Source organism: Ignatzschineria cameli (assembly GCF_003121895.1).
GTDB lineage: Bacteria > Pseudomonadota > Gammaproteobacteria > Cardiobacteriales > Wohlfahrtiimonadaceae > Ignatzschineria > Ignatzschineria cameli.
In genome coordinates, this window is record NZ_QEWW01000001.1 from 453,187 (window position 1) to 473,970 (window position 20,784).

Annotated in this window: 13 protein-coding genes; 2 read left to right on the top strand and 11 right to left on the bottom strand. The window is 42.1% G+C overall.

Annotated features, from left to right (window positions below; all coding sequences use genetic code 11):
- The first annotated feature begins 182 nt into the window (after nucleotides 1–182).
- Together hrpA and DC077_RS01775 are read left to right on the top strand one after the other, a co-directional pair.
- The gene (hrpA, locus tag DC077_RS01770) at nucleotides 183–4,244 is read left to right on the top strand and encodes an ATP-dependent RNA helicase HrpA (protein WP_109201044.1); all 4,062 of its coding nucleotides are present in this window, start codon (nucleotides 183–185) and stop codon (nucleotides 4,242–4,244) included.
- A gap of 606 nt (nucleotides 4,245–4,850) precedes the next feature.
- Nucleotides 4,851–6,311: a DEAD/DEAH box helicase gene (locus DC077_RS01775; protein ID WP_109201045.1), complete on the top strand. Its 1,461-nt coding sequence runs from the start codon at nucleotides 4,851–4,853 to the stop codon at nucleotides 6,309–6,311.
- Nucleotides 6,312–6,774: 463 nt separating this feature from the next.
- On the opposite strand, the gene sstT is transcribed toward DC077_RS01775, so the two are convergent.
- The 11 genes from sstT to gshA form a co-directional block, all read right to left on the bottom strand.
- The gene (sstT, locus tag DC077_RS01780) at nucleotides 6,775–8,013 is read right to left on the bottom strand and encodes a serine/threonine transporter SstT (protein WP_109201046.1); all 1,239 of its coding nucleotides are present in this window, start codon (nucleotides 8,011–8,013) and stop codon (nucleotides 6,775–6,777) included.
- Nucleotides 8,014–8,087: 74 nt separating this feature from the next.
- Nucleotides 8,088–8,591, bottom strand: coding sequence for a Holliday junction resolvase RuvX (ruvX, locus tag DC077_RS01785; RefSeq protein ID WP_109201047.1), 504 nt, complete (start codon nucleotides 8,589–8,591; stop codon nucleotides 8,088–8,090).
- 44 nt (nucleotides 8,592–8,635) lie between these two features.
- Nucleotides 8,636–9,226: a nitroreductase family protein gene (locus DC077_RS01790; RefSeq protein ID WP_109201048.1), complete on the bottom strand. Its 591-nt coding sequence runs from the start codon at nucleotides 9,224–9,226 to the stop codon at nucleotides 8,636–8,638.
- The gene (pepN, locus tag DC077_RS01795) at nucleotides 9,223–11,781 is read right to left on the bottom strand and encodes an aminopeptidase N (RefSeq protein ID WP_109201049.1); all 2,559 of its coding nucleotides are present in this window, start codon (nucleotides 11,779–11,781) and stop codon (nucleotides 9,223–9,225) included. The genes DC077_RS01790 and pepN overlap by 4 nt, the downstream gene beginning before the upstream one ends.
- A 297-nt stretch (nucleotides 11,782–12,078) precedes the next feature.
- The gene (locus DC077_RS01800; RefSeq protein ID WP_109201050.1) at nucleotides 12,079–12,612 is read right to left on the bottom strand and encodes a hypothetical protein; all 534 of its coding nucleotides are present in this window, start codon (nucleotides 12,610–12,612) and stop codon (nucleotides 12,079–12,081) included.
- Between the two features lie 61 nt (nucleotides 12,613–12,673).
- Complete coding sequence (gene murI / locus DC077_RS01805) at nucleotides 12,674–13,501, bottom strand: glutamate racemase (RefSeq protein ID WP_157953467.1); 828 nt, start codon at nucleotides 13,499–13,501, stop codon at nucleotides 12,674–12,676.
- A gap of 26 nt (nucleotides 13,502–13,527) precedes the next feature.
- A complete protein-coding gene (mraZ, locus tag DC077_RS01810; protein WP_109201052.1) occupies nucleotides 13,528–14,028 on the bottom strand; it encodes a division/cell wall cluster transcriptional repressor MraZ in 501 nt (166 codons plus the stop codon).
- Nucleotides 14,029–14,395: 367 nt separating this feature from the next.
- Nucleotides 14,396–16,462: an FUSC family protein gene (locus DC077_RS01815; protein WP_109201053.1), complete on the bottom strand. Its 2,067-nt coding sequence runs from the start codon at nucleotides 16,460–16,462 to the stop codon at nucleotides 14,396–14,398.
- Between the two features lie 124 nt (nucleotides 16,463–16,586).
- Nucleotides 16,587–17,906, bottom strand: a complete 1,320-nt coding sequence (locus DC077_RS01820; RefSeq protein WP_109217812.1) for an NCS2 family permease — start codon at nucleotides 17,904–17,906, stop codon at nucleotides 16,587–16,589.
- Nucleotides 17,907–17,969: 63 nt separating this feature from the next.
- Nucleotides 17,970–19,019 carry a TerC family protein gene (locus DC077_RS01825; protein ID WP_275663858.1) on the bottom strand — a complete coding sequence of 350 codons (1,050 nt, stop codon included), beginning with the start codon at nucleotides 19,017–19,019 and terminating at the stop codon, nucleotides 17,970–17,972.
- 127 nt (nucleotides 19,020–19,146) lie between these two features.
- On the bottom strand, nucleotides 19,147–20,730 hold the full coding sequence (gene gshA, locus DC077_RS01830) for a glutamate--cysteine ligase (RefSeq protein ID WP_109201055.1): 1,584 nt from the start codon (nucleotides 20,728–20,730) through the stop codon (nucleotides 19,147–19,149).
- Between the last annotated feature and the right edge of the window lie 54 nt (nucleotides 20,731–20,784).

The window sequence follows — 20,784 nt, forward strand, 5'->3', positions numbered from 1 at the left end:
TTTACCGATATCCTTGTTTACCAATATTTATTGCTCATTGTTATATAACTGAAACCTTATACCAAACTTTACGATCCACTCTCTTCTTATCACTGATAGTTTTCTTGAAGAGATCATATTTACTAACTAATTCTATTAATTTATTAATTTCTATTAATTATTTCGATACATAAAAGAGCATAATGGATATTCCCAAAGAGATTGCACAGCTAGAAGCCCTTTTACCCTATCTTCGTACTGAGCGAGCGCATCAGTTGCGGCGTCAATTTTTTGCCTTAAAACGGGAAAAATCACCTTCACAAGAGATGATTTTAAAGCTTAAAGAGCAGATTGTGCAATCAGCCTCAGAGACAGAAGCATGCTTAAATCGCTTTCCCGATCTCAATTATCAAACTGACCTGCCAATCTACCAAGCGCGAGAAGAGATTATTGAAGCGCTCAAATCACATCAGGTATTGATTGTCTGCGGGGAGACCGGCTCAGGGAAGACAACGCAACTTGCCAAATTTTGCCTTGAGACAGGATTAGGGGCAAGAGGGCGAATAGGGCACACGCAGCCTCGACGTTTAGCGGCGCTCTCAGTTGCCGAGAGAATTGCAGAAGAGTTTAACTCACCGCTAGGGGAATTTGTGGGTTATAAGATGCGTTTTAATGAGGAGATGAGCGATCAGACAGTTCTCAAATTGATGACCGATGGAATTCTCTTAACAGAGCTGATGCATGATCGTTATCTCAATCAATATGAGGTGATCATTATTGATGAGGCTCATGAGCGAAGTCTCAATATCGATTTTCTTTTAGGAATTTTGAAGAAAATTCTCCCAAGAAGACCTGATCTAAAGTTAATAATTACCTCAGCTACGATAGATCCTGAGACCTTTTCAAATTACTTTGGTGGCCCAGAAAAAGCGCCGATCATAGAGGTATCTGGCCGCACCTATCCTGTTGAGATTCGCTATCGCGACCTTCATCTTGATGAAGAGAATGATCCGATCGAGATGGAGCAAGGTATTATCGCTGCAATCGATGAGTTACAGCGGGAAAAAGAGGGGGATATCCTAATCTTTCTCCCCGGCGAGCGAGAGATTTTAGAGACCGCTGATCTACTTCGTAAAGAGTTTCATCATTACGATATTTTGCCTCTCTTCTCACGATTGAGTCAGGCAGAGCAGAAGAAGATCTTCTCGCCAAAAGGGCGAAGCCGAATTGTCCTCTCTACCAACGTTGCTGAAACCTCTATTACAGTGCCCCGTATTCGCTATGTTATCGATACCGGCGTTGCAAGGGTGAGCCGTTATAATGCTCGATCCCGTATTCAGAGTCTCTTAATTGAGCCGATTGCACAAGCGGCAGCTAATCAGCGATCGGGGCGTTGTGGCCGTGTTGCAGAAGGGATTGCCATACGTCTCTACAGTGAAGAGGATTTTAAGAGTCGTCCTCTCTTCTTAGATCCTGAGATTTTAAGAACGCATCTCGCCTCTGTTATCTTGCAGATGGGGCATCTTCGTTTAGGAAATCCTGAGGAATTTCCATTTGTAGAGATGCCGGAGATGCGACAGATTCGCGAGGGTTTTCAGACCTTAAAAGAGCTAAAAGCGGTTAATGATGAGGGGCGTTTAACGCCGTTAGGGCGAACATTAGCTAAAATACCGATCGATCCTAAGTTAGGGGCGATGATTCTACAAGGAGAAAAAGAGAGCGTTGGTCATGAAGTGTTAGCACTTGTTGCCGGGCTCTCAATTCAAGATCCTCGGGAGCGGCCTTTAGAGTATCAGCAACAAGCAGATGAGAAGCATCGTCTCTTTCGGCAAGAGCGTTCCGACTTTATCACGCTCCTTAATCTATGGGCATGGTATCAGGATCGCGCACGAAGAGAGAGTCAAAGTCAGATGCGTAAGCTCTGTCGGGCCCACTTCTTGAACTTTATGCGCATGCGAGAGTGGTTCGATCTCTATCAACAATTGAAGGGAATTTATCAATCGCTCTCCTTAAAGTGGAATCCTTTTCCTAAAAATGAGGAGAAAAATCAACCTAAAGGGGTTAAAGAGGGAGAATATACCTTCCCTTCTTTTAGTGAAGATCAGATTCATCGAGCCATCTTAGTGGGATCGCTCGACCAGATTGGTGAGTTAGGGGAAGAGAAGTTTTATAGTGGCGCAAATGGCCGTAAATTTAAGATCTTCCCGGGATCGGCGCTCTATCGTAAGCCGCCAAAGTGGATTATGGCTCTGGAGATTGTTGAAACGAGCCAAGTCTTTGCCCGTATGAATGCGGCAATCAATCCTGAATGGCTCGAAAGCTTAGCGCAACATCTCTTAAAGCGTGAATATACCGAGCCTCACTGGAGTAAACAGCAAGGGCAAGCCGCCGCCTATGAGACTGTTCGTCTCTTTAATCTTGCGATTATTAAGAATCGAATTGTCAGCTTTGGCCGTATTAAACCTGAAGTTTCCCGGGAGCTCTTAATTCGTGAAGGACTGGTAGAAGGGGAGATTCAGACTCGAGCGCCTTTCTATCGTATTAACCGAAAGACGATCTTAAAAGTGGCAGAGATGGAAGAGAAGACTCGTCGGCGCGATATCTTAATTGAGGAATGGAAGCTTTTTGAGTGGTATAACGAGCGCTTACCACAAGATATCTACTCCGTTGCTTCGCTCGAAAAATGGTGCAAAAATCCTAAAAACAATCAATCATTAATCTTTAGTGAAGCAGATATTTTAGATAATGATGATCAACTCAATCTTGAAGATTTTCCCACGACAATCGCTTTTGGACAATTGCGACTCAATGCCGTTTACCGCTTCGATCCAGCTGCAGAAGATGATGGCATGACACTTATGGTGCCTTTAGCTGCGCTCAATCTATTGGATAAAACACGTCTTGATTGGCTTGTTCCAGGGTTATTGCAGGAGAAGATTACCGAGATTTTAAGATCTTTACCGCGGGCTCTGCGGAAAAACTTTGTGCCTCTGCCTAATGTTGTTGAGGAGATGTTAACAAAGCTGACTTTTGGAGAGGGAAATCTCTACTTTCAGATTGCAGAGTTCCTAACGCGTCGATCCGGAATTAAGATTGAGCCCCATCTTTTCGATGAAAATCTGCTCGATAAGCATCTGCGTATCAATATTCGAGTAATCGATACCGGCGGGAAAACAATTGCCGAAGGGCGAGATCTCAATCAATTGACACAAAAATTGAGAGGCCGAGCAGAGAATGCATTTCAGCAGCTCGCCTCAAGCTTTGGTGCCGGAAAGCGGCGAAAAGAGGTGGGTCGAAAGGGAGATCCTAAAGCGCCCAATACTCCTCAAAATGCAAAAAATGGGCAAGAAACTTCTCAAAACCGTGAGGAGAGGATCGATTTTACAGTTAATGATTGGCAGATTGAGGCGGAAGAGCGTTTTGTCCGTAACGGCATTGAGCTAAAAGGGTATCCCGCCTTAGTGATCTCTCAAGAGCAACCTTTGACGCTTCGTAAACAACTCTACGATCGACCTTATACGGCACAAGAGCAGCATCTTAATACATTAGTGACGTTGATCTTAAAAGCATTGCATGAGCAGGTGAAATATCTTCGTAAACAGTGGCCACAATTTGGCAAACTTGCCCTGATGTTCCGGCAGGTTGGTAATGAAGAGCTCTTGCGAGAAGATCTGATGCGAGCGATTATCAAAGATCGATTAGAGGCACAATCATTACTCCCAAGAGATGCTCAGCAATTTCAGAAGATTATCGAAAAAATGCGCCGGGAGATGGTCTCTGATGCGACCGATCTTAGCCGCTTAATTGTAGAGATTTTTGAGCGAGTCAATGGGGTAAGAGAGGCGCTTAATACGCTTCACCCTATGAATCGTGCGTTAATTGAGAAGCGAATAAAGTTGGCGCTAGATCGTCTGATCTATCCTGATTTTATTAGTCAAACCCCTAAACAGTGGCGAGATGAGCTTCCCCGCTTTTTAGAAGCGATGATAATACGAATTGAACGCTTTCCACAAAATGTCGCACGCGATAATGAACAAAATGGTGTTATTGAACAACATTGGCAAAATTATCTGAAAGCTCAAAAGTTCTTTGCTACTCGGGAAGAGCTGCCGGCGATTTTGGAAGAGTATCGCTGGATGATTGAGGAGATGGCAGTCTCTTTCTTCGCTCAACCTATGCGAACAAAAGTGACTGTCTCTGAAAAAAGGCTCAATAAGCTTTGGGAGGAGATCGACCTCTTGATTAAAAATAGTAGTTATCAATAAAACTATCAATAAGATAATGAGGTGAAAAAGAAGAAGGAGATGGCGTTAAAGGAGTAATAGTGTTAAAGTGGTTTTTGCTACCTCTTTAATAGGGTTCTAAGAGAAATCTAATAGACATCCTCTCTTAGATAATAGAGATGGGGAAAACCTTTTCTTCTCTAATATCTCCCAACCCCTTCCTCTTTTAAAATTGTTGAAAATTATTTTAAAGCTTCATGAAGGATCTTCTAACAGATACTTCTAAAAGTGTTTTTAAAAGCATTTCAGAAATGAGATCTTTTAAATGAGATCTTTTAATTAGTCAATTAGTCGATTAGCCGATAAGAGCTGGGTAATAAAAGTAGTTAAATAAAAAGCCTTAATATGATGGGGTTATCCCCGTTGTTGAGCTATCTGTGTGAAAATAGATTGCAAAAAAATAAAAAGAGGGTATGATATTCCCTCTTCATCGCCCTGTTGGTTCATAGTTAAGAACTATGACATAAGTGTACTTGACGCTTATTTGAGATTCGGTCGATGCATGTTTTTGGCTGAATGTTCAAGCGCATTCCCTATAAATTTTATATTAAAAGGAAATCCCTCTCTTAGTTAGGGATCAGTATCTTTATGTCTCAATTTTCTGATTTAAATTTAAATCCTATTCTCTTAGCTGCCGTTCAAAAAATGGGCTATGACAGCGCAACAGAGGTTCAAACTCGTGTTATTCCTGTCGCGATGGGAGGCCAAGATGTGATGGTCTCAAGTCAAACAGGAAGTGGTAAAACAGCAGCCTTCCTTCTTCCTATTTTGCATCAAATTATGGATGCAAAAGAGCTTGAAGAGAAGAGCACTACAGATGAGCGTCCCGCACCACGTAAAGGTCGCCGTGGACGTCAGCCGGCCTATAAAATGCCCGCACCCCATGCAATTGTAATGTGTCCAACACGTGAACTTGCCTTACAGGTCGCACAAGAGGCGATTCTCCTTAAGGGTTCACATCGTGATTTTCGTGTAGCGACCGTTGTTGGTGGTATGCCTTATGGTCGTCAAATTCGTGAATTGCAAAATGTTACACTTTTAGTAGCAACACCTGGACGTTTAATCGATCTTTACAAGCAGAGAGAGATTAGCTTTGATAATGTTCACTTCTTCATTGCTGATGAAGCGGACCGTATGCTCGATATGGGATTCTCTGAAGATTTAGAGACACTCCATAAAAGCTGTATTAATAATCGTCAAACATTGATGTTCTCTGCAACTTTCCCACCAAAAGTGATGAGATTAGCGGAAGGAATGATGAATCATCCTCTTCGTATTGAGATCTCTCCGAAAGATACGATCAATAAAAATATCACTCAGATTCTTCATTGGGCAGATGGTCGAGAACATCAGAAAAAATTACTTTTCCATTGGTTAGAGAATGCCAAGATCGATCAAACAGTTGTCTTTGTACCAACACAGATCGATGCGGAAGAGATCGCTGATGAATTAAAAGAGAAAGGTCTCTCTGTTGATTATCTCCATGGTGGAATGCAGCAACGTGTTCGTAATCGTTGTCTTGATAATCTTCGTCGTGGCAAGATCAAGATTCTTGTTGCAACGGATGTTGCCGCTCGTGGTATTGATGTTGAAACAATTACCCACGTCTTTAACGTTGGTGTACCAAGACAGCCAGAAGATTACGTTCATCGTATTGGCCGTACAGGTCGTGCAGGGCGTGAAGGAACGGCAGTAACATTTGTTCATTTTAAAGATAAACGCCTTCTTGATGCAGTAGAAGATTTCATTCAATTAGAGATTAAAGCGAATGTTATTGAGGGCTTAGAGCCGAAGAAAGAGCCATTACGTGGCGCGCCACGCGGTGGTGGTCGTCGCCGTCCAGGTGGTGGTGCAGGTCGTCGTAATGACTCTCGCGGTGGAAGAAGAGAAAGTTCAGCACGCCGTACAGAAGGTCGTGGAGATCGCGATCGCAGTCGAGCGCCTCGTGGTGAAGGTCGTCGCAATGAATCTCGTAATGAGCGTCGTAGCACAACCGATCGTAGCGCACGTCCATCACGTCGTTCATCAAGCCGCAGTGCTACGGTATAATAATGGGCTGTAGATCCTCTCTATTTAGAGACAGATCTTTTCTCCGATTATTAAAAAATAAAAATATATTGAATATATTGAATTCTATTAATATTTAATTAGACTCAATCATCAAACTGAAAGATACCCTCAATCCTCCATAAATCTATGGCTTCGGATTGAGGGTATTTTTGTTTAAGTGGAATTGAATAGGGCTGAACGCTGCCGGATCTTACTATCTCGTACTGCCATAAATCATGTGCCGGCAGATGGTATCAATTTCCGATTATTCTCTCGGCATCGAAGATGCCAACTTGCGGGCATGCAGGAGTGAAAAGAGTGAAATAGTGATTTCCCGCAGCTCCACAATCTTTTTATTGGATCAGCCTATTGGTATAATAGTAAAAAATCAGAACAAAAAAAACGCTATCCTTTATTGAGATAGCGCTTCTCTTATGGTTTTTATCACTATTTCTTATTGTGACTATTTACTTGAAACCTCTTTAGGAACCACTCCTGTTGCAGAGAAGTCTGCCGCAGCGGTAAAGAGAACGTCGGTTGATGAGTTTAAACCGGTTTCTGTTGAATCTTGGATAACACCTACAACATAGCCGATCACAACTAACTGCATCGCAATATCATTATCGATCTGGAAGAGTGAGCAGGCGAGGGGAATAAGTAGTAGTGATCCGCCGGCAACACCTGAAGCACCACAAGCGCCGATTGTAGCAAAGATACTTAAGAGCAGAGCGGAGAAGAAATCAACCTGAATCCCAAGAGTATGCACCGCGGCAAGTGTAAAGATAGTGATTGTAATCGCCGCACCTGCCATATTGATTGTCGCACCTAATGGTATAGAGACAGAGTAGGTCTCTTCACGGACACCTAACTTACGACTCAATTCAATATTAACCGGAATATTCGCCGCTGAACTACGGGTGAAGAAGGCAGTCATACCACTCTCTTTAATACAACGAAATACTAAAGGATAAGGATTTTGACGAATCGCCCAGTAGACTAAGAGCGGATTGACAACAAAAGCAACTATTCCCATCGCAACGAGAAGTACAATTACAAGCTCAAGATAAGATTTTATCCCCTCAAAACCTGTTTCAGCAATTGTTACAGAGACAAGCCCAAAGACACCTAATGGTGCAATTAGGATCACTTTTTTAATAACACTTGTCACTAACTGTGCTAAATCTTGAAAGAGATTACGAGTTGATGCATTTGTAGATCTTAAGGCAAAACCAAAAAGAACACCCCATGAGATCAGGCCGATATAGTTTGCGGTGACCAATGCATTGACTGGGTTATCCACCATATTCATAAAGAGTGTTCGAAGAACATCGGTAATATCGGCAGGACCACGTGCCTCGGCAGCAGGAATATCTAAAGGTACAACAACAGGATAGATAAAGCTGATAGAGACCGCGACTAAAGCGGCAAGAAAGGTTCCAAATACATAGAGAAGAATTACCTTCTGCATTGCACCATTGCCACTCTCTTGCTTATGATAGTTAGAGATTGCAGCAATAATAAGGACAAAGATCAATACCGGCGCAATTGCTTTTAACGCACCAATAAAGAATTGACCAATAATTCCGACCGATTGGGCAATATGAAGTGGAAAGAAGAAACCAACGATCACCCCTAAAATGAGGCCAACGATGATCTGCTGTACTAAACTAAAACGATTAATAAATTGAAAAAAGGTTTTCATCTGTAAGTGTCCTAATATGGTATGACATTTTGAGAATAGCGCAGGACTTACGGACTGACAAGCCCTACGATGGGTTAAATCACTCCTTGCAGCCAGCGCTCAACAATAATCGCTGCAGATATTGCATCAAGCTGCCCCTTTTTATGCCGTTGTGATGGCTTAATGTAACGCTCACTCTCTTGGGAGCTATATGCCTCATTGACAACAAAAACGGGGAGACCAAATCGACCATGAAGTCGATTGATAAATTTTTTGATGATTTTTTGATGTTCAGTGACCGTACCATCTCGGGTATAAGGAATACCAACAATAAAAGCCTCAGGTTGCCACTCTTGTAGAAGCTCCTCAATCGCTTCCCAGCGGGGTTGATTGTGAGTCACTTTTAAGATTGTAAGAGGTTGTGCAGTCTGAGTTAAACAGTTCCCGACGGCGATCCCTAAATTTTGGGTGCCAAAGTCAAATCCTAGGACAATTGAGAGCTCTTCACCCTCTTTAAGCGCCCCCAGATAGGGGGCATCTTCTTCTGTTTTATCCTCTTTCGCGATAAGCGACTTTAGAGATTGAATAGTAGTTTGCATAACGAATATCAATAATAGATCTGCTATTGAACGACCGATCCCGACTATTTTAGTACGGTAACATACTGTTCAAATTGTGGTTTTGGAAAGGGAAGTGGTCGTTTTTCAGGATAACCATACCAAAAGAGTCCTTCAATGACCTCTTCTTCGGGATTGATCCCTAAGACAGCATAAGCCGCTTCAGTAAAGAGAAGAGAACCGGTAGACCACTTTGTACCAATGCCTTCAGCAGTTAAAGAGAGCATCATAATATAGAGTGAGATACTGAGCGTGGCATAATCTTCATGAGCAACCTTCTCCTTATCGCTCTTCTTACGAGTGGCCAGGATCCAGCCGGGAATCTTTTTCCAGCGCGCAAGCTTTGTCTCGGCAGAGGCAGGATCTCGTTCAGAGAAGGCCTCTTTAGCATAATCGAGAAAACGCGATCTAATCTCTTCCCCCATTAAGTAGAAACGGTAGGGGTGAGTATGATGGTGATTAGGCGCATAAACAGCAAGCTCTAATGCTCTTTTAACAGGTTCAAGTGGAACTGCAGTCGGCTCAAAGTGATGAATGGTCCGACGGGCAATAATCAGCTCCGCCATCTTATGTTGCTCTAAGTTAGGGCTTAATAACGACTCTTCTCTATTCATCATAATAAAATCCTCTTCAATTGATCTGATAAGTTATGCGAAATCTCCTGGGAATCGAGCATCTCTTGACCGATAGCTCGAACTTCATCTTGCAATGGTTCTGGCAAACGAGCAAGTTTCGCAAAAGGAGTGATAAGACGGGCAGCTGTTACTGCATTGATCTTATCAACTTTTACAATCTCTGTCGCAATCCATCGATAAAGAGGAGCACCTATTCTTGCTAAAGCAATACGATTTCGCCCAATCGATCCAACAATTGCACGTGCGCGATTGGGATTTTTGAGATCAAAAGCAGGATGAGCACTAATCATTGCAACATCATCCATTGTTAAGTGTGGTGTCCCGCCTAAAAGTGCAAAGTAACGGTCAACTAAGAGCGCATCTTCTTGATATCGCTGATAGAAGTTTTGCATAATTGTTTCTGCCTGAGGATTTTGATTGGTAAGAAGCGCAATAAGTGCGGCATTGATATCAGTCATATTATCTGCTTGAGCATACTGTATGACCGCTAATTCCGCCTCATCAGGAAGATGGCTAAGGTAACGCAGGGCGACATTTTTAATCGCTCTAGCGGCAACAGAATCTTCTTGATAATGGGTATAAAGTGCTTTCCATTGTGTAGAGAAACGTTTTGCTAAACCGACCTCGACCTCTCTTTTAAGCTGATAGAGCGGCAGAATCTCTTCATTTTCAAGTCGATCAAAGAGTTGATCATTATCAGGAAGCGTTAAGAGTAGGGCTGCAAATTCAGGTGCCTGATAGGCATACTCAAAAAGAGGAGCTAAAGCATCACCAATGATCTCAATCTGCTCCTCGCGAGGCAGTACTCGATTAAAGAGAACGCGAGTTACTAATTTTTGGACCGCTTCCCATTTTGCAAAGTAATCACTCTCATATTGAATAAGGATCTTCAGATCATCGATCGATTGAGGATAATCAACAGTAACAGGAGCGGAAAAATCTCTTAAGAGGGAGATTACCGGCACTTCATCAATATTGTGGAAGATGAGACACTGATGCGCCATCGTCAATGTATAGGTCTCTTCTAGAAGCATCTCGCCTTCTCGATTGAAAAAGGCATACTTGATGGGAATGGGAAGCGGCTCTTGTAGCTCATTGGTGACAGGATCGAAGAGAAATTGCTTCAAAGAGAGGCGCATCTCCCGTTTGTCAGGATAGTACTCCGTTGCTACCTGAATTTTAGGTGTTCCTCGCTGCGAGTACCAGAGCGGGAAGTTCTCAAAAAGACGGGGATTTTCCATCTTCATTGAGGCATAGAGATCATCCACCGTAACCGCCATTCCATCAAACTCTTTGATATAGCGCGCAAATCCTCGATCAAAACCTTCGCGCCCTAAAATTGTTTGGTAGAGCCGAATAATTTCCGCCCCTTTCTCATAGGTTGTTGTGGTATAGATATTCTCAATCGACCCTAATTTATCGGGTCGAACCGCATGGGAGAGGGGCCCTTGATCCTCTGGGAATTGGTGAAGGCGTAGAAAGTTTACATCTTCAATTCGGCGAATTCCGGGGGCTACTTCCGACATAAATTCTTGTTCGCGAAAGACTGTTAAGCTCTCTTTTAAGGAGAGATTAAACCAATCTTGGCAAGTAATCCGATTCCCCGTCCAATTGTGGAAATATTCATGAGCAATCACCGCTTCAACAAAACGGAAATTTTGATCAGTTGCTTGCGCTTTAGTGGCTAAAATACAGCTTGTATTAAAGAGGTTGAGCCCTTTATTTTCCATTGCACCGCTATTGAAATCATCTACAGCTACAACATTGTAAAAATCGAGATCGCAGGCAAGTCCAAATCGCTTCTCATCCCAGCGCATCGCTTTTTTTAGGCTTGCGAGGGCAAAATCACAGGCACCAATATTCTCTTTGGAGGCGTAGATGCGAAGTTGTACCGGGCGACCATCTGGACGGATATGTTGATCTTCAATAAATTGAAGATCGCCGGCCACAATAGCAAAGAGATAGGTGGGTTTAGGAAAAGGATCTTCCCAAATAGCGTAGTGGCGCTCTTCATCAATTGAACCTTCTTCCACTAAATTGCCGTTAGAGAGCAGGATTGGGTAGCAGCGATTAGCCTCTAAGGTGACACGATATTGGGTCATCACATCAGGTCGATCAGGGAAGAGGGTGATATTTCTAAAACCTTGCGGCTCACAATCAGAGCAGATAATACCTCGTGAAAGGTAGAGTCCACTAAGCGCACTATTGGCAGCTGGGGAGATGCTATTTTCAATCTCTATTAACTGCTCCCTCTCGCCTAACGTCAATGTGAGATTTCCCGCCTCATCGAGCAGTGGTGCTACTTCCACTCTCTCTCCATCGATCTTTAGCTGAAGGTCAAAGAGGGCTTTTGAACCATGGAGTTTGATTGAGTGGGGTAACTCGATTCCCTCTTCAATAATCACCTTAAATTGTGAGCGAACTCTGCTCACTTCTGGATCAAGCGTGAAGTGTAGCTCTAAAAGAGGGATTGTAAAAGTGGGTGCAAGATAATCTAAGCGGTAAATCTGCTGGTCAGAGCGGGGGGTAAATGGCATAGAGTAATCCTTGTAATCTTTTTATAACATACTACTTTAGGGGGTATTTCGAGCAGTTTTGCAAAGTAGTAAAAAACAGTAAAGAGTAGTAATTTTAAGTAGTAACTTTTTAAGTAGTAACTTTAAATAATTTTTAATAACTTTAAAAATTTCAGATAGTGGCTTTTCAAATCATCAAATGGACTAAAACGAGATAATAGAAGAAGGCCCAAATAAGAATCCGCTAATGTGCTGCTACCATAGAGCGACGACACAATTAGCGGATTGAGCTATTCAGCTATTTCAGCTAATAAACATTTACTTTTTAAATTGAATACTATTGATTGCCGCTTCAGCGCCTTTAGTATCATTTGTAGTTCCCATACAGATGGTTGTGATCTGCTCTTCGACAGCAATACGGCAATACTCATAGTAGGGAACATTATTGAGCCGGGTTTCGGCAATATAGTTAATCTGTGTTTCACTTCCTTTAACGGGAGTGACTTTAAAATCGACAATCTCATTGATGGCATCCATCTGCTCATTCATCACCTCTTCAAACTCAGGAAGAGTAATTACAACGCCTTCTGGAAGATCGATCGTGACTGCATAGAGAATATCTTTCTCAATATCTCCCTCTTTTGCTTGAAGCAGGGTGATATTTTCTGCAGGAGCGCCCTCTAGACGGACGGCAACAATGGCATCCTTCTTGTCCATAACATCTTGGAACTGCTCGCTAATCTTCATGGTAAAGAGCTGATCTTGAGGAGCGACACTCTGTAGTGAGTCACCACATGCTGCTAAAATCATCATTGCGCCTAAGGCGATAGTTGCTTTTAATAATTTATTCATGGTTAATCCTAGCATCTTTTGTCGATAATAGGATCGATTCTACCATATCTGATGAGAGGGGTTAAGTATCGATTTTTGCAATCTCTGTTGTGATACCATCATTCTGCAGGAGTGAGAGTTGTCGTTGAAATTCTGTGATCTCTCCGGTTGTTAAAAGAAGCACACTCTTCTGAGCGACTCCTTTTAAAGTATCAGAAGAGGCGAGGGCAACAAGATGAGGTTGATGTGCTGAAAGACGGCTATAACACTCTTGAACAATTGCATTAGCAGGATCGATAATGGTGATCTCTTTAGGAAGAATAGCCTCAAGTGCCGGCATCAAGAAGGGAAAGTGTGTACAGCCTAAGACCAATTGATCAATAGGGTATTGAAATAGTGGACTTAAGGTTTTGCTTAAAATCTCCCGATTTTGCTCAAGTGTTAATTTCTGCGCCTCCACCAAATCGACCCACTCTGAGCCGACAATTTTATGAAGCTTCTGATCTGCGGCAAAACGTGCTGCAAGATTCTCTAACCGTTCACTATTAAGGGTTGAGCGAGTTGCCGCAACCGCGATATGACCACTCTTTGTTGCTTGTGCTGCAAGTTTTATAGCAGGTTCAATCCCGATAATAATAAGATCGGGATATTTTTCTCGTAATTTCTCGGCACTGACCGCCGTCGCCGTATTGCAGGCAATCACTAACGCATCGATCTTTCGCGCTAACAGCTCCGCCGTTAAGCGCTCCATTCGCTCATGAATATAGTGATCACTCTTTAAGCCATAAGGAAGATGGCCTGAATCGGCAATATAGATAAATTGTGTCTGATTAAGGGGTTTCGCTGCTAAAAAAGCATTTAAGATAGAAAATCCACCAATACCGGAATCAATTAAACCAATTCTAATCACATCTAGCCTCACCTATCTCGGACAATCTATCGACGGCCTAAAGGAACCACAATAGAAGGGTCTAAGAGAGGCGCTTCTTCAACCTCTTCCTCTTTTGTCATCACCTCTTCAGCTAAGAGGGAGAAATCCTCTGGATCGATATCGAGCATTGTTTCATAAGTGGTTAGATCCCACATCTCAAAGAGATTGCCATTTCCTAGGAGAATAAGATCACTCTCAATATTGGCATATTGCATCAATCTTTTAGGGAGGACCATTCGCCCTTGTGCATCTAAAATCACCTCTGTCGCACCGCCACGGACAAATCGTGCAAAATCACGCTCTTTTTTAACAAAGGGATTGAGCTTCTCCAATTCTGCTTCCACTTCGCGCCAAGCCTCAATAGGGTAGAAGTTAAGACACTTATCGAGCGCACGGCTGATGACAAAATGGTTCATCCCATTAAACTGTTTTCTTAAGGCAGCAGGGAGCGCGATACGATTTTTCGTATCGACCTTTAACTCATATTCCCCTAAAAATTGGTACATATCTGTTACCTGCGCCTACCATTGAATATCCTACTGCCGGATATCGTCTACGACTCGATGTCGCTACTCTTCAATATCGATGAAAGAGTAAAGCGATTCATTAATAATACGATTATCATCAATAAATGCCAACTCTTTATCGTCATAGTTATCAATTTTAGTCATCAATTTTAATCATCACTTTTAGTGATCAATCATTCATTTGATCGTAACCATTAGATCATAACTCCTCAGATCATAATTTATGTGATCCTATTGCTCTGTACGTATTGCTTTGTACGTATGGCTCTGTACATATCTCCCTTATCCCTTCTACCACACTTATCATCCCCGTATTATTCATATCGATTTTGAGAGGCGCATGATGCTATTTAGGCTCCACTAGCCAGATAAGGGGCTTTAACTCACGCATCATAAATTTAGGAATACGATGGGAGCGGCTATTATGGATTTTGGGATCCATGCGAAATTTAATCACTTGAAAGATCTCTCTAAACTCAGGAATCTTAGTGGCATCTTTTCCTTCTAAGAGCGAAGCGAGATAGGAGAGCTGTGAAAGTACCGACTGCATCTCAATCAGCTCATCATTAATTGCTGAAATATCCCGTTCTCGATTTTTGATAGGCTCATCTTTCATCCGTTCTAATGAATTTGAGAGGGAGACAATCGAAACTTGTGCACGGCGAAGTGCTAATTTCAGATCAGCATCATCTTCGCTCTCTTTTGTAATTTGCCATTTCTCTATCTCTTCGATAATGGTAAAGAGATCTTTTCGGGCATTTTTTGTCAATCTTGGTAGGTTAACTTTCTCCCAGCTTGGTAGAAAATGGCTAAAGCCGATTGCAATCACCGCTGCAATCAAGGTATCGATAATGCGCTCAATAGAGACAGAGATCCCTTGGAACATTGTTAGATCTTTACTAATGTTCAAGATAATTAAAACATAGACCGTCGTAAAGGTAACACTTAACGGATTATGAATACGAATCAGACCATTATTTAAGATCACAGAGACAAATAGGATTGAGAGTAATCCTAAGGTAGAGATCTCAAGCGAGATCAAAATCCCGCCGACGATACAGCCAATAATAGTGCCGATAATTCGATTTCTACTGCGCTCTTTTGTGAGGCTAAATCCAGGACGCATCAGACTCAATAGTGTAAATGCAATCCAGAATCCATGGGAGAGGAAATCGGTAATACTGACGATTGAAAGCGCACAAAACATCGCCAGCGACGAGCGAATCGCAAAACGCAGCACAGGAGATTGGAGCGTTAAATTTTGTAAAATATAATCATTAGACCAATGGGAGTGGGAGAGAAACTTCTTCAATTTATGTTTAGGAAAGCTTCCCTCTAGCGCCACATCATCCACTAAAAAGGAGCGGATTCGCTCTAAATTACGAGAGAGTGACCAAACTTTGCGAAAGTGGTTTGCAACAATTTGGTACGCCTCTAAAGCTTCTCCTTCAAGATCTTGGCGACGAAGAAGCTCTAATTCATACTCTAAAGCACGCAATTCCGCCTTAAAGCCGAGTCGTTTTAACATATCACCGGCACGCAAGGAATACATCCCCATCTCTTCAAGGTTGATTCCCGCTTTTGAGAAGCTATCACGAAAGAAGATCTGCAGATCACTATTGGGATAATTCTCTCGAATAATCACAAAATCTTGGAGAGGAATAGTGGCGATCTCGCGGGTTTCGATCAGCAAGAGTAGCTCATTGACCATCTGATTGAGGCGATGATCCTTCTCATAGTCGAGGCGAAAAAGAAGATCTCGCATCACCTGCAACTCTTCTAAAAGCTCAGTCTGTGAGTTAATAAAATTCTTAAATTCCTTCTCAATAACGACATTTTGTCGATAACATTTCGAGAGCGCTTTAAGGTAACGTGAAAGAAGAAAGTAGATGCCGGAGAGATTCTGCCGCACAATGTAGATCTGAAAGAGCTTTGTCACAATCATGCTAAAAGCAAAGTAGAAGAGCGCACCTAATGAGAAGAAGAAGAGGTAGACAGTAGGGGAAGCCGCGCTATTTCCGGCAGCAAGGAGGGCCGTAAATCCTACAATAAAACCTAGTGCAATAAATTTAGCTTTAAAGGCGTAGATAAAGGCGACAACAAATGAGATCAATGAGAGAGAGATAATCTTTAAAAGATGAAGCCCTGGCGATTGGAAGATAAAGAGCAGGGTAATCAGGACAATCGCAATAAAGGTGCCTAGCATCTCATTACGTTTATGCTTTAAGGTGCCGGTCTGATCGGCAATAGACATCGTTAAACTACCATAACCGGCAATCATTAAGATCTCTAGCGGAATTGAGAAGAGGGCTAACAGCGCAACAGGCAGGAAGATCCCTAGCGCCATCTTTACCCCCATGGCAAAGTCGCTACTAAAAAAGAATCGATACGTTGCTGTTATAAAATGATTCATACTTCAAAAACCCCACATTTAAAAAACGCCATATTAAAGATCATGCTCTAATATGGCGTATTTATGCCTATCTCAATGTTACAACTCTAGGTTACCATCTTTACCCTAGAAAAAGGGGAAGATCCTAGAAGAGTGCAAATTTTACTAGAAATAGAATTGCAATGATATAGGTTGCAGGATGAATATCTTTTAATTTTCCTGTCCCTAACTTCAATGCAACATAGCTGATAAATCCAAAGGCAAAACCTTCTGCAATCGAGTAGGTAAATGGAATCCCTAATACTAAGAGTGCAGCAGGAATAGAGTCTGTTGGTGAATCCCACTCAACCTCTGTTAACTCTCTTAACATCAATCCCGCAATATAGACTAATGCCGGCGCTGTTGCATAAGCAGGGATCGAATTTGCTAAAGAAGAGAAGAAGATTGCAAGAATAAAACAGGCCGCAATAGCAAGTGCTGTCAATCCTGTGCGACCACCTGCTTGGACACCTGCGGTACTCTCAACATAAGCTGTTACAGAGCTCGTTCCTAAAAGGCTTCCAGAAAGAATCGCGGTACTATCAGAAAAAAGCGCACGATTAAAGCGTTTTTTAGCATCTGGAACCTTTGTCTCATCGAGTAGACCACTCTGTTTAGCCACACTCATCAGAACGCCGGTAGCATCAAAGAGCTCTACAAGAACAAGAGCGATTAAGATCTGTACGAAGCTACCACTTAAGACCTTCTCAAAGCTTAATTGGAAGAATGTTGGCTCGATTGAAGGAGGCGTTGAGATCACACCTTTAAATTCAGTATGGCCTGCTAATGCACTAATAATAGAGACTATAAGGATACTTAAGAGAATTGCTCCACGAATCTTAAAGTTATCTAATACAACAATTAAGAAGAATCCTAAAATTGCATAGAGCGCCCCGTGAGAGGAGAGATCCCCTAAACTAACTAGCGTTGCTGAATTGGCTTTAATAATACCAACTTCAGGATTGGAAAGACCGATAAAAGCAAGGAAGAGACCGATACCAGCGCCAACTGCAGCTCTTAGAGATTTAGGAATACCATTGATAATCCAGGAACGCAATCCGGTAATCGTTAAGGCAAAGAAGATCACCCCAGAGACAAAGACGGCACCTAATGCTTCTTGCCAAGTATAACCAAAACCACCGGCAGCAACGGGCGCTGCGATAGTAAATGCAAAGAAAGCATTGAGTCCCATTCCAGGTGCGAGACCCACAGGGTAGTTAGCGACAAACGCCATCACTAATGTACCAATAGCGGCGGCCAGACAGGTTGCCATAAAGACAGAATCGTGATCCATTCCTGTTGTTGAGAGTAGGCTTGGATTTACGAAAATGATATATGACATCGTTAAGAAAGTCGTAATTCCGGCAATGATCTCTGTTCGAGTCGTTGTACCGTGTTCTTTCAGTTTAAAGAGTTTCTCTAACATGACGCGTCCTTTTTGCGAAGAGAAATGAAAAAAGTCTCGCAGATAATACGAGACTTGTTGGGGTTAAGATGATCGTTTTTTAGGAGGGATCATCAGTGATAAGATGATGGAACCCACCAGTGTTCCTAAAATAATGGTTAAAGAGATCGTGATCGGGAAGTGGTAATCGAAGTAGAGTACCAACATTTTAATTCCAATAAAGATCAGAATGATCGCTAAACCATATTGTAGAAGATGGAATCGCTCGGCCATATCTGCTAAGAGAAAGTACATCGCTCTTAAGCCTAAAATTGCAAAGACATTTGAGGTCATCACAATAAAGGGGTCAGATGTAATAGAGAAGACAGCCGGCACCGAATCCACCGCAAAGATAATATCGGAAATTGTAATCAAAACTAACACAATGAAGAGCGGTGTTGCGTAACGAACACCCTCTTTAACGATGAAAAAGTGCTCTTTTTGATACTCATCAGTGGTTTTTACAAACTTTTTCGTCCATTTAACAATCTTATTCTCACTGAGATCAGCTTCTTCATCATGCCCAAAGCACATCTTAATCCCGGTAAAGAGAAGAAATGCACCAAAGAGATAGAGGATCCACTCAAATTTAGAGATCAAGAAGCTACCGATCAAGACCATCACAACCCGCAAGAAGACTGCAGCTAATACCCCATAGACTAAGACACGGCGTTGATAGATATTGGGGACTTTAAAGAAGCTAAAGATCAGAAGGAAGATAAAAATATTATCGATCGAGAGAGATTTCTCAACGATATAACCTGTTAAAAACTCAAGTGCTTTGCTCGTTGCATATTCACTTGTGGTAGCGAATTGACTAGGGATAAGAATATCAGGCGGCAACATATATTGAATGTAGCCCCAAATTCCCGCCATAAAGAGTAGTGCAACGGTAATCCAGATCAATGTCCAGATTAAGGCTTCTTTTACACTAACGCGATGATCCCCGCTCGCCTTTAATGCGAACATATCGATGAGAATCATCACGCTAACAACAATTGCAAAGATAGTATAGAGAAGGGGAGAACCTAGTGAGTGAACCTCGTGCGCGATCTGCGCCGTCGATTCTAACGTTTGTGCGACAGTTTCAGTCACTTACAATACCTCTAAAAGAAGGGTCAATTTATAAAAGGGTTTTATATAAAATAGCTCTATTCAATATAGTTATTGAATTTATTGAATAGAAATATCATTAAACAACTAGATTTTACGCTTCAAATTTTTACGACTCAAATTGAAAATAGTTATCTAAATATTGTGCAAAAGGAATTTGCGGCTCTGCTTCAATCGCACGCTGCTTCTCCACTGATTTTACCGCACTTGCTTCAAAAGCGACACGTTTCTCTTCAGCTAAAGGAGCAAATTCTTCCTGATAGAGTCTTTTAGCTTGCGCTAAAAAGAACGCTTGATAAGAAGTCCCGCTCTCTTTGAGCATGGATAAAACCTGTTGTGATGGTAAAAGGGAAGGATCTTCAACTCGCGCATACATCGTCTCAAGTGCCGCTTGATACTTTTCACCCAAAATTGGCGCTAAAGGTGTCAGCCACCTTAATACCGCTAAGATAGACTCCTTAAGCGTCATTGTTGATTCGGCAACGGTAAATGCTTGGTCAAGATCTAATCCACGTTTAGCCACTGCTTTCATATTTTTTTGATTATGCTCATATTCTTTTTGCGATAACTCTGGCGCATCGGTTAAGATTGAGGCGGTCATCAGCAACTGAATAAAGCGCATCTCTTCAATTCCAATCCCTTCAGCAACTAATGGATTAATATCGATCGATCTTAATTCAATATACTCAATACCACGGCGATTGAGAGCTGTTAAGAAGTTCTCTCCTGCACGCATAATCTGTTTTGGTCGAACGCTCGCATAATACTCATTTTCGATCTGTAAAATATGATTATTGATCTGATTATATTCCCCATTCTCCACAACCGGAATTTGAGAAAAGATATTACAAGGCGTTGTGATGGCAAATTGAATATTTTTGGTAAAAGCTTCAATCGTATTGAAAGAGACATCAAAATGACACTTATTATTGCCATAACCGATATCAGAAAGGCGTAGTGATTCTCCCTTTTCAAGGTAGCTATCACTTGCATTAAGTGATGCGAATGGATTCTCTTTTCCTCGAAGGAAACTCTTATCCATCACAGGAGATGCCCCTAGTAAGAAGGGAATCACAAAGCCGTAACGAGAAATATTACGACAAGCATGGAGATAGCGATCCGTCTTAAACTGCTGTAAGCTCATCGCTTCTACTGAAGCATGGGCAGGGGATTGCGCCGCTAGAGCAACCTGAAAAGCATCAAAGAGGTGATCTTTTAAAGAGAAGTTGTAGTGAATTCCCGAGATCACCTGCATCATTTTGCCATAACGAAGGCTTAAGCCTTTACGATAGAGAGACTTCATCTTGCCATCATTAGAGGTACCATAATACCCAATCTTAATCTCATCTTCTGATTCGATATAGGGGGGCATAGAGTTAGGCCAGAAGAGCTCTTCATCTAATTTTTCTAAGACAAAGCGTTGAATATGATTGAGATCTGTCAATGCCGCTTCTGGCGAGTCGACAGGATCGGTAACAAATTCAAGCAACGATTCGGAGAAATCAGTAGTGATATTAGAGTGTGTAAGCGCCGAGCCGATTGCTTCAGGATGCCCCTTATCACTAATTCTACCTGTCTTTGGGTTAATTCGAAGAGTCTCTCTTTCGAGCCCAATATTAACCTCTTTGAGGGAGGATTGATGCTTTCCAAGGAGTGTTAGATTCTTCTCTAAACGGTCTAGTAACTTATCCATGCAAACGCTCTCTTATCGGTACTACGGGATGGTTCATTTGATTTTCTACTGCCC